Below are 11687 nucleotides of genomic sequence, written 5' to 3'. Positions count from 1 at the left end.
GACAAAGCCACAGTGAGCGTTGAGCCTCCGGTTGTCGCAGATCAGCAAAAACTGTCACCCTCTTATGGCCAGCTTAACCGGGAAGGAACAACCGACACACCCTATCCACGGGCTCGACGATCACCGTCCGCTTGACTAGTGAGGTGGTCTACTAATTTTGTGACGGCATTGCATTTGCAGGGATAAAGAATGCCAGCTTGAGGCCATCATTGTCGATAGCGCCGCCTGCAGGCGACGCACGCAGGATGAGGGGCGTCGCGCTCGCGACCCCGTTCTCTCAGGAGCGCCCGTGATCCTGCCTGCTAATTGGTCTGCCGGCCTGCTTGGGATCCGGCTCGCATTTTTTGTGGCCGGATTCGGCCTCGCGGCCTGGGCGCCTTTGGTGCCCCTCGCCAAGGAGCGGCTCGCGGTCGGTGACCGCATGCTTGGTTTTCTGTTGCTCTGTCTCGGAACGGGATCCGTTATCGCGATGCTTTTGACCGGCGTATTGAATGCGCGGTACGGCAGCAAGCCCATTATCCTTGGGGGTGGACTTGGACTCGCGATCTTATTGCCGTGCCTTGGAATTGCCAACACACCTGTCAGGCTCGGTGCTACGCTGTTTGCTTTCGGCGTTTCACTGGGCTCGATCGATGTAGCCATGAACATTCACGCGATTGAATTGGAGCGCGTCACGGGCCGTCCATTGATGTCTGGCTTCCACGCCCAGTACAGCATTGGGGAATTCACCGGCTCTGCCGCCGTGACCTCGCTCCTGTCGCTGCAGCTTGGCCCGCTTTTTTCGACGTTGGTCTGTTCGGCGCTGATGACGATCGCGATTGTATCGGCCTGGCCGGGGTTGCTCGCGGGGGGGGCGGGGCAGCAGGGGCCATCGTTTGTTTTGCCCAATCGCAGTGTGTTGCTAATAGCTGTGCTCGCGGCTATCACTTTCCTTGTCGAAGTTTCAATGCTCGATTGGAGCGCTTTGCTTCTCGTTGAACGAGATCTTCTCGCGGAAGCGCATGGGGGCATTGGTTGTATGCTCTTCTCAATCGCAATGGCCGCAGGGCGTCTCGGTGGAGATGCCGTGGTGGCGCGAATCGGTGACCGTGCCATATTGATACTTGGGACTCTGCCGATCGTAACAGGATTCTTGGCTGTGGTGGCCGCGCCCGTTGCGTTAATTGCTATGGCGGGGTTCCTGCTCATTGGATTGGGCATTTCTAATGTTGTACCTGTACTTTGTCGACGCGCCGGCAAACAGAAAATAATGCCGCCAGCCGTTGCGATCGCGGTTGTCACGACAGCCGGCTACGCGGGTATACTCGTTGGACCCGCCGGCATTGGGCTCGTCGCACACATGTTTGGCTTGCGCGTGGCGTTTGGGATATTGGGCGCGCTCATGTCCATCGTTACGCTGTCAGCGAGGATGATGACAGACCATCGCTAAGGCCTTGGCCGAGAGGAAAGGGACACCAGTAAGCTTCCGACTAATGACCGTCCAGCGGTCGGCACTTAGCGGCTTTGAGACGATGAGCTCTCGACTTCATGGTAGCAGGTCTCGATCATGGCCATGCTGCGTCGTAGCTATGATACATCGCGTCACTTGGGTTCTTGGCGTCCGACCGAGCCCGGTGACAATGAACGCTTGTCAACTGCGAAGCAAAGTTGGAGGACGTGAGCGGCAAGTGCGCTCGGCTGGACATTCACCGCGGATTGATGCCTAGGATTGGGCCCGTTATCCCGGAACAGGCAGATCACTTTGGTACCGTTCATCGCCGTCGGCGCGATACGCCCGGTACGCCAGCTGAATGCCGTCCTCAAGCGAGGTCGTGGCGCGCCAGCCGAGCCTGGACAGCCGCCCGACGTCGAGCAGCTTGCGCGGTGTGCCGTCAGGGCGCGACGTGTCGAATCTGATCTCACCGCGAAAACCGATGGCGGCCGCAACCATGAGTGCTAACTCGGCGATGCTGATGTCCTCGCCGGTACCGATATTGACCAATTCCGGCGAGGAATAGGTCTTCATCAGATGGATGCAAGCGTCGGCGAGATCGTCAACGTAGAGAAATTCGCGGCGCGGCGTGCCGGTGCCCCAGACCACAACGCTCTTCGAGCCCGCGAGCTTTGCCTCGTGGAAGCGGCGGACCAGGGCGGCAACCACGTGGCTGTACTCGGGATGATAATTGTCGCCGGGACCGTAGAGATTGGTCGGCATCACGCTTATGAAGTCCCTGCCATACTGGCTGCGATAGGCCTCCACCATCTTGATGCCCGCGATCTTGGCGATCGCATAAGGCTCGTTGGTCGGCTCCAGCGGGCCTGTCAGCACGGAATCCTCGCCTAGCGGCTGCGGCGCCAGCTTCGGGTAGATGCAGGACGAGCCCAGAAACATCAGCTTCTCGGCACCGTTCTGGTGCGCGGCATGGATCACGTTGGCCGCGATCGCAATGTTGTCGTAGATGAATTCGGCGCGCAGCGTGTTGTTGGCGACGATGCCACCGACCTTTGCGGCGGCAAGAAAGATCACCTGCGGCCGCACGCGCGCGAACCAGTCGAACACGGCGGCCTGATTGCAGAGGTCGACCTCGCGGCGATCCACCGTGACGAGCTTGACGTCCTCCCGTTCGAGCCGGCGCACCAGCGCGGCTCCGACCATGCCGCGATGGCCGGCGACGTAGACGCTTTTATCTTTCAGCTCAAACGCTGTGCTTGCCACGGCCGACGTCCCGTTTCGCGTCCGCCAGATCGCTCGCCACCATCTCCTCGACGAGTTCTGCAAGCGTCCGCTTCGGCTTCCAGCCGAGCACCTGGCGCGCCTTGCTGGCGTCGCCAACCAGGAGATCGACCTCGGTCGGGCGGAAATAGGTAGGATCGATTCTCACCACGGTCTTGCCGGTCGTCTCGTCGACGCCGGTCTCGTCGACACCCTGCCCGCGCCATGCGACGCGGCGGCCGACCTGCGCGAAGGCCAGCTGGACCATCTCGCGCACCGAGCGCGTCTCGCCGGTGGCGAGCACGAAATCGCCAGGCTTGTCGGCCTGGAGGATCATGTGCATGCCTTCGACGTAATCCCTGGCATGGCCCCAGTCGCGCTTGGCTTCGAGATTGCCGAGATAGAGCGTGTCCTCGAGGCCGACTTCGATACGGGCGACGGCGCGGGTGATCTTGCGGGTGACGAACGTCTCGCCGCGGATCGGGCTCTCGTGGTTGAACAGGATGCCGTTGCTGGCGAACATGCCATAGGCTTCGCGGTAGTTCACCGTGATCCAGTAGCCGTAGAGCTTGGCGACGCCATAAGGGGAGCGCGGATAGAACGGCGTGGTCTCCTTCTGCGGGATCTCCTGCACGAGGCCGTAGAGCTCGGAGGTCGAGGCCTGGTAGAACCGCGTCTGCTTCTCCATGCCGAGGATGCGGATCGCCTCCAGGAGGCGCAGCACGCCGATGGCGTCGGCATTGGCGGTATATTCCGGGCTCTCGAAGCTGACGGCGACGTGGCTCTGCGCGGCGAGATTGTAGATCTCGGTGGGGCGGATCTGCTGCATCAGCCGGATCAGATTGGTCGAATCCGTCATGTCGCCATAGTGCATCAGGAACGGCCCGTTGCCGACATGCGGGTCCTGGTAGAGGTGATCGACACGCGCGGTGTTGAACGAGGACGAGCGGCGCTTGATGCCGTGCACGATATAGCCAAGCGACAGCAGATATTCGGCGAGATAGGCGCCGTCCTGCCCGGTGACGCCCGTAATCAGCGCAACGCGCCGTTTTGACTCCTGAGCCGCCATAGTTTCCCTTAGTAGCGCCGCAAAGAAACACCATTGCGAAGCCGTTTCTCGAAAAATCTAGATGCGCACACGCGCTCCACCCGCAATTAAAAGAAAGCGATCGTTAGCTCAGTCATACACATCATGTAGGAATGCACACTATATACATTCATTTATATCTGGACTGAAGGATGCCAACACATTGAGCTTCAAAAATGAAGCCCAGTAACCCTAGCGACGCGATGTTCCTAAGCAGGCGAGATGGATGGCAAAACGCCCTTACGCGTGCTCGCGGCGCGTTTGCCCCTGGGCGACATTTGTAATGAGATAGAAGCGGCGGTCTGTGCTCCTTATCTGTCCTCAGGAGCAAGTGTGCATTTCGTGCGGTCTCGTCATGGCGTGGGAGAGCGACGTCGCATTCGTCAATGCATCTGTCGGAATGGCGGCACGCAAGTCAGAACACAGCCAAAACTTGCTCATAGAACCGCAGTCTACAAAGCGCTTTTAACTTCCGAACAGAACACGCAATCTTGGGTCGACTCATCAACCATGATCTGTGCCGTTGCTAATGTCCAGCTCGCGGCAGGCAGTGAGGGGCGAGGCGCGACAAAGTGAGAAAGAGTAGCAAACGTTGGTATAGATCGACGAACGTTTCGATATCGAGAGCTTACTTTCGTACAATGGAGCTTCGGCGCCAATACTTTAACCTGGCCGAGCGTAAGTTGCCTCGGTTCAAGTATGATAAGTCTCCTAAACCCGCGCTGGATAAACGTATCCAGTAACGCGGAACAATTCAAGCTAGAGCTGCTGCGCCGTTTGTACTCGATCGCCAGTTACAAGTGGAATGTAGCCGCGCGAAGCGATGATGGCTGAAAGAGATCTAACTCACGCTTGTGAATGCGGCGGCGGTACAGGCGGTCGCGAAAACCGAACTCGACACCTGTTACCATCGGGTAAGCGAATTTCATGACCGGGTTCCTGACTCCTTAAACTTGGGCTGCATTGATCGATATGTGTGGAATTGTTGGTATTTTGGGGCGTGGTCCGGTCGTTGGGCAGTTGCTGGCCTCGCTCAAGAGATTGGAATATCGGGGCTACGACTCCGCAGGCCTCGCGACTCTCGAAGGTCTCAATATCGAGCGCCGCCGCGCTGAAGGTAAGCTGAGAAACCTTGAGGAGCGGCTGCGCTATTATCCGCCGTCGGGTCACACGGGAATCGGTCATACCCGCTGGGCGACCCATGGAAAGCCGACCGAGAGCAATGCTCACCCGCATGCGACGGAAAATGTCGCGGTCGTTCATAACGGGATCATTGAGAATTTCCGCGAGTTGCGAGCCGAACTGGAGCGGAATGGAGCCCATTTCAATTCAGAGACAGACACAGAGGTGGTGGCGCATCTCGTCGAATCTTATCTCAAGAAGAGTTACTCGCCGCAGGATGCGGTACAAGCGTCGCTGCCCCGGCTGCGTGGTGCCTTCGCGCTGGCGTTCCTGTTCAAGGCCCACGACGATCTTTTGATCTGCGCGCGTAGGGGGTCGCCCCTTGCGATCGGGCATGGTAACGGCGAAATGTATCTAGGATCGGATGCGATCGCGCTCGCGCCTTTGACCGACACCATCACCTATCTTGAAGACGGCGACTGGGCCGTGCTTACGCGCACGACGTACGTGATCTATAGCGTAGACGGATCTGTCGTCGAGCGGGAAACATCAAAGTCTGGCGTATCGTCCCTCCTTGTGGACAAAGCGAATTATCGCCACTTTATGGCCAAGGAAATTCACGAACAGCCGACAGTGGCCGGCAAGACATTGGCGCATTATCTCGACACGGCGGCCGAGCGCGTCGCCCTGCCGCTCACATTGCCATTCGACTTTAAATCCATTCAGCGCATCTCAATTACGGCGTGCGGCACTGCAAGCTATGCCGGGCACATCGCCAAATACTGGTTCGAGCGGCTGGCGCGCTTGCCTGTCGAGATCGATGTAGCGTCCGAGTTCCGCTACAGGGAGGCGCCATTGCGCCGGGGCGATCTCGCGATCGTCATCTCGCAGTCGGGCGAAACCGCTGACACGTTAGCTGCGTTGCGATACGCCAAGGACCAGGGCGTGCACACGATATCTGTGGTCAATGTCCCGACGTCGACGATTGCGCGGGAGAGCGAATCCGTTCTGCCGACGCTGGCGGGGCCAGAAATCGGCGTCGCCTCCACCAAGGCATTCATCTGCCAGCTGATGGTATTGGCCGCGCTTGCCGTCGCAGCAGGCAAAGAGCGCGATAAACTGTCTGAGATCGAGGAAACGAAGCTTGTGCGTGCGCTTATCGAAGTGCCGCGGTTGATTGCTACGGCATTGTTGATTGAGCCGCAGATCGAGAAGCTCGCGCGTTATATCGCCGACACAAGGGACGTGCTCTATCTAGGTCGTGGCACATCGGCCCCCCTGGCACTGGAGGGCGCACTCAAGCTGAAGGAAATTGCCTATATCCACTCAGAAGGTTATGCCGCCGGCGAGCTCAAGCACGGACCGATCGCGCTGATAGATGAGGCAGTGCCTGTGGTGGTGATCGCGCCTTATGACGAGGTCTTCGAGAAGACCGTCTCGAATATGCAAGAAGTTGCGGCTCGGGGCGGCAAGATCATCCTGATGACCGATTCGAAGGGTGCTTTGGAAGCAACGGTGGACACACTCATGACCATTGTGCTGCCGGAGATGGTCGCAGGCTTTACGCCAATGGTCTATGCCATTCCGGTTCAGCTCTTGGCTTACCATACCGCGCTCGTAAGGGGCGCGGACGTGGACCAGCCGCGTAATCTAGCAAAATCGGTGACTGTGGAATGAGGCGGCAGTGTCATATTTGAGCGGCGAGGCCACTAATGGAGTGGGCGAGCTCAAGGAGAACGATCCCATTATCAACAGCTAAATCGTAGACCGATCCAGCTCGATGAGCAGAGTCAGTCCTGCTTCCGTCATCATCGTTAACCGGCCAACGCCAATGGCGTGGACGTTACCATGCTGTCGTTCGAGCGGAACGGTCGATAACAAGTGGGAATTACGCACAATTGGGAGATCCAAGTCGGCTCTCGGTTATCCAGCCTGCTATCTGCTTTGCAGGGCCAAATCAGCCTGAAGCTCGGTGCACAAAAGTGACTCTCTAACTCATCCTCCCACCTTGCCGAAGCCGACGAGCAAGTCGGTGCACACGACAGCTTCGAGCCGCTCCGTCGCGGATTGTTCACTGGCGGCGCATACGCGCAACAACCTACTTTTCCCGATTGCCCACATCCGCCCACATGTCGGGCACGTCGAGCATGCACTTCGACTCCCTGCGACGATTGCTTAGGATTAGCAGTCCAGTTTGTCGCTTCGGCGCCTAGCAGCGGCTCACGCAATCCTGTTGGACCATACGCGTCACTGCGGCCCTCCCAGCTGCTACGTGTCATCAAATGGATTGTTAGAAACCGAACATTCTCGCGCTAGGTCGAGGGCCTATAATCAAGTGCAGGGGGCGTCGCACCGGAAAGACGCGGTGCTCCCGGCTTTAGCGGCAGGAGAGTACTACTATTCTATCCAGCGACGGCCGACCCGCTCATATAGCAGGATCAACCAGCCTTGCAGCGACGCGGGATTTAGCACGACTGGCAAATCCGGTTGGTGGGCAGCAATCGCATTGGGCTCCTACGGGGAGCCGCAGATCTGGTTGACCAGAAGAACCGCTCCTTATTCCGGGCACGGGATTTGCTGTCCCGCTCCTCGACGGACTGCTCTCAACGCATGTCTGGGAGGGCGGCGCCTTAGGGCAGCTCTCCATTTGATCGTTTTGAAGCCTCGCCCCGAGAGTACGAGTGTGTAGCCGAAAATCTCCGGGCGACAAGCTCAACAACGCAATCGTGGTGAGATGGCTTGCCGAGCTAGGTCTCCGCTCGCCACACTTCAAGGAGGAACGCGATGAATGAACGAAATGTGGGCGAAGTCGATCTTCACAACCTACAGGTCTCGGATCCACTGATTGGGCAATGCCAGCAGCTGGTCAGGGAAGTGGCAATTCCCTACCAATGGGAGGTGCTAAACGATCGCAATCCCGAGGTGATACCGAGTCACGCGGTAGAGAACTTCCGCCTTGCTGCCGGGCGTGCGAGCGGCGAGTTTCATGGCACGGTTTTTCAGGACAGTGACGTCGCAAAATGGCTTGAGGCGGCTGCATGGTCGCTATGCCAGGCACCAAATCCAGAGCTGGAGAAAGCCGTCGACGAGCTGGTTGAATTGATTGCGGCTGCCCAAAGCGGCGACGGTTACCTCAACACTTATTTCATACTGAACGCGCCTCAGGAGCGCTGGACCAACTTAACGGAGTGCCATGAGCTTTATTGTGCTGGCCACTTGATTGAAGCGGGTGTCGCATTCTTTCAGGGGACTGGCAAACGGCGGTTGCTGGAGGTCGTTTGCAGGCTTGCTGACCACCTCTGCACAGTTTTCGGCCCAGAGTGCGATCAGTTGCACGGCTATGATGGCCATCCGGAAATCGAACTTGCGTTGGTACGCCTCTACGAAGCGACAAAAGAGCAGCGATATCTCACGCTGGCTAATTATTTCGTAGAGCAACGCGGCACGGAGCCACACTTCTACGACATTGAGTACGAGAAGCGCCAGCAATCCTGCGTGGCCAAATCCGATGCCGCGCCTTGGATGGTAAAAAACAAAGCGTATAGCCAAGCGCACTTGCCGCTTTCGGAGCAGCGGACCGCAACCGGTCATGCGGTTCGTTTTGTATACCTCATGACGGCAGTAGCTCATCTCGCGCGTCTGCGCCAGAACGAGCAGCAGCGCCAAACTTGCCTGCGGCTATGGCAAAACATGGTTCAGCGCCAGATCTATATTACCGGCGCCATCGGCTCGCAAGGCGCCGGCGAAGCGTTCAGCAGCGATTACGATTTGCCAAATGATACGGCGTACGCGGAAAGTTGCGCGTCGATTGGCCTGATGATGTTCGCGCGCCGCATGTTGGAGATGGAACTGGACGGCCGCTATGCCGACGTGATGGAGCGCGCGCTCTACAATACCGTTCTCGGCAGCATCGCGTTCGACGGGCGTCACTATTTCTATGTTAACCCGCTCGAAGTGCATCCCAAAACGCTGAGGTCTAATGGCATCTACAATCACGTCTCGCCGGTTCGACGACGATGGTTTGGCTGCGCGTGCTGCCCACCGAACATCGCGCGCCTTTTCACATCGATTGGTCACTACATCTACACGCCCAGCACCGACGCGCTCTATGTAAATCTCTACGTTGGTACTAGGGTGGCAATATCCGTCGACGGACATGCGCTGCGGTTGCTCATAAGCGGCAGCTATCCCTGGAGAGACCAGGTGGAAATCGCCGTCGAATCTGCGCCGCCAATTGCCCACACGCTCGCCCTGCGCCTGCCGGAATGGTGCAGCGCGCCGCAGGCGAGCGTGAACGGCGAGCCCGTGAATTGCGAGCCGCGCAAGGGCTATTTGCACATTCGCCGAACGTGGCGGCAGGGAGATCGCGTCAAACTATCGCTGCCAATGCAAGTGCGTCGCGTATACGGCCATCCACAACTTCGCAATTTGGCCGGCAAGGTGGCCATCCAGCGTGGGCCCTTAATTTATTGTCTGGAGGAGGCCGACAACGGGACCGAGTTACACAACCTTTGGCTTAATGCAGACAGTCGGTTCTCACTTATCGAAGGAACTGGTCTCTTTAGTGGCAAGATCTTGCTGCAGGCCGACGGGACGCGGTTGCAACACACGCATTATGAAGAAGCGGCGCTTTATCACTACGACAAAGTGCCTGGACAGCTAGAACCGCAGCAGCTGACATTCATTCCGTTGTTCAGCTGGGCTAACCGCGGCGAAGGCGAAATGCGGATTTGGGTAAATGAGCGTTGACGCCGAACGCCCGGTCGCGCTTCTACGAGCCGACGTTAGGCTACGTTTCTGGGCAGGCGATATCGTTGCTCAAATTCTGGAAATGGGCCAATCCGTTGAAGGCGGTCCGCGAGTTCCACTGGAACGTCGAAAAGAAAACCCGGATATGAGACGGCGATCAACCAAATTCCTAATAAAGGAGCTTCCTCGGAGCTGTTCGCGACCTCTCATCAAAACCTGGCGAATGCCAACGGCACGAGCGTGTGTCCCCGTGTCGTTCAGAAAGAAGTCCTACGACAAGCCAACGTGAGGGCGGCCACGTCAAGTTTTGCTAAGCCAGGCTCCCTATCAGCCCAAGAAGCCAAAACTAGATGCCACCACGGGACTACCTCTACTGTGGATTTTCGAGTCGTTCATCCGCTTGTCGAGAACGCTGGCGATATCCTGCTCGAGCACCAGCTTCGAATGGACGGCGAACAGCCGCTGCTCAATTCGCGTCCGGCTAATCCGGAAGCAAGAGCCAGTGCGGCAAAGATGGGATTCATCGAGGTTGACGCCGACAACATGGTTCTCGACCCGGAGAAGTCAGACAAGTGGGTAAGGAAAAGCGACGGCAAATGGCAGCGAAAAGGCGCTCCTGCGCGGTATCGTTCCAAAGCTGACGACAGTGAAGGTAGTGATACCGAGATCCCAGCGAGCCGCTCAGCATACGATTATGAGGATGATTTTATGTGACCATGGGATCACCGGAGATTGGGCCCGATGGAGTAGACTAATCTAGCCTGCTCCGGGCTCCTCTGTGCTTATCGCCTTTTCGGCTGAGAGTTCCTCTGAGTTGGCTCAGAAGACTGCCCCCAGAGTGCTCCTTGGCCCGGCGGTTGCTGAGTTGTTTGAGCGTTGGAAGTAGGGGGCTGACTGCGCAAGGCAATACGGCAATGCTCGCTGCGGCGAGGACCTGCATGGGGTGCCGCCAAAGTGCGCCCGGCCCCCCAGGGGCCTGGCGTGTTGCGCCGAGCACCTTGGGCGGCTTGGAGGCAGAAGCCCCCTACAGAGGACGGCCTACGAAGTAGTAAGCGCGTCGCGCCTGCCGTGAGTCGGTCGGCAAGGAAATGCACAGCGAAGCGGCGTTTATGGGCAAGACGGCCGGCATACGTCAACGGACATAACGAAGCCGTGAGCGCGCATCGTGCAGAGCTCTTTCACCAGAAAAGGCTCAACACAACACGCGAGGCGGTTGTCCTGGCGAAGCACCGTTATCATCGTCACTGCAGTCGGGCTGCGAACAGCCAATCTCTTGCTTTACCGAGCGCTCTTGCGCCAGCTCCACTCTGCGGTGAAGTATATAGCCTCGATCCAGACGCGTTAAGAAGTGCTTAAGTCGCCGACTGCGTGAGCGTTAAGTTGAACGTTGACCTACAGAATGAGCCGAGCTCACGTGCCCTTCCGGTCCTCGCGGCGATAAGATTGTTCTGCGCCAAACTAGCCGCCCGGCGATAGTTGGTAAAGCGTGGACAGGACAACAATTCGTCCTCTCGTTCGCTTTTTAGAGCAACTAGCGTGTTTGACTCCGAAGAGGTTGATCGGTGGCGAGATCGACGCGTGGAGCGTTTAGATCGCACAGCAATTCAAGCCGCATGTTGATTGCATCAGATGCCGCCTCGGCCGTTCAGCGCGGTGTCGAGGCACTCGATTAACGTTTGTCCGGCAAAGGGTTTGGCGAGGAAGCCAATCGCTCCGGCACCCAGCGCTGACGCGCGCACGCGGTCGTTGGGGAAAGCGGTAATGAAAATGAATGGTGCGTCGTAACCCCGTGTCCGCATCTCTGCCATCAGCTCCAGGCCGCTCATAGGCGACATCTGCATATCGGTAATGACACAGGATGTCTCGCCCAATTGCGGGGACCTCAGGAGTTCCTCGGCCGACGCAAATATTTGGGCGATGTAGCCACGCGATTTCAAAAGATTCTCTGTCGCCGCACGGACTGAGGCGTCGTCGTCAACGACGGAAATCAAAGGCGTGGACAAGACGAGCCCTCCTGAAGCGGGAATAGCGGCTGCA

Annotated in this window: 7 protein-coding genes; 4 read left to right on the top strand and 3 right to left on the bottom strand. The window is 58.0% G+C overall.

The features are described from left to right. Positions 1 to 289 precede the first annotated feature (289 nt). Positions 290 to 1429, top strand: a complete 1140-nt coding sequence (locus AAFG16_RS41755) for an MFS transporter (protein WP_342734686.1) — start codon at positions 290 to 292, stop codon at positions 1427 to 1429. 288 nt (positions 1430 to 1717) lie between these two features. On the opposite strand, the gene AAFG16_RS41750 is transcribed toward AAFG16_RS41755, so the two are convergent. Together AAFG16_RS41750 and gmd are read right to left on the bottom strand one after the other, a co-directional pair. Next, the gene (locus AAFG16_RS41750) at positions 1718 to 2695 is read right to left on the bottom strand and encodes a GDP-L-fucose synthase (RefSeq protein WP_092218682.1); all 978 of its coding nucleotides are present in this window, start codon (positions 2693 to 2695) and stop codon (positions 1718 to 1720) included. Further along, the gene (gene gmd / locus AAFG16_RS41745) at positions 2676 to 3761 is read right to left on the bottom strand and encodes a GDP-mannose 4,6-dehydratase (protein WP_092218680.1); all 1086 of its coding nucleotides are present in this window, start codon (positions 3759 to 3761) and stop codon (positions 2676 to 2678) included. Before gmd ends, AAFG16_RS41750 begins: the two co-directional genes overlap by 20 nt. Positions 3762 to 4751: 990 nt before the next feature. Here gmd and glmS point away from each other — a divergent pair. From glmS to AAFG16_RS41730, 3 genes are all read left to right on the top strand, one after another. After that, the gene (gene glmS, locus AAFG16_RS41740) at positions 4752 to 6578 is read left to right on the top strand and encodes a glutamine--fructose-6-phosphate transaminase (isomerizing) (RefSeq protein WP_194394375.1); all 1827 of its coding nucleotides are present in this window, start codon (positions 4752 to 4754) and stop codon (positions 6576 to 6578) included. A gap of 1107 nt (positions 6579 to 7685) precedes the next feature. Further along, positions 7686 to 9650, top strand: a complete 1965-nt coding sequence (locus AAFG16_RS41735; RefSeq protein WP_194389728.1) for a beta-L-arabinofuranosidase domain-containing protein — start codon at positions 7686 to 7688, stop codon at positions 9648 to 9650. A 375-nt stretch (positions 9651 to 10025) separates the two neighbouring features. After that, a complete protein-coding gene (locus tag AAFG16_RS41730) occupies positions 10026 to 10364 on the top strand; it encodes a hypothetical protein (RefSeq protein WP_194389727.1) in 339 nt (112 codons plus the stop codon). Positions 10365 to 11275: 911 nt separating this feature from the next. On the opposite strand, the gene AAFG16_RS41725 is transcribed toward AAFG16_RS41730, so the two are convergent. Continuing rightward, positions 11276 to 11653: a response regulator gene (locus AAFG16_RS41725; protein ID WP_027565169.1), complete on the bottom strand. Its 378-nt coding sequence runs from the start codon at positions 11651 to 11653 to the stop codon at positions 11276 to 11278. Positions 11654 to 11687: the final 34 nt, after the last annotated feature.

The organism is Bradyrhizobium sp. B117, from assembly GCF_038969555.1.
Taxonomy (GTDB): Bacteria; Pseudomonadota; Alphaproteobacteria; order Rhizobiales; family Xanthobacteraceae; genus Bradyrhizobium.
The sequence above is the reverse complement of the archived record's forward strand: the minus strand, read 5'-3'. Positions and strand labels throughout refer to the sequence as shown.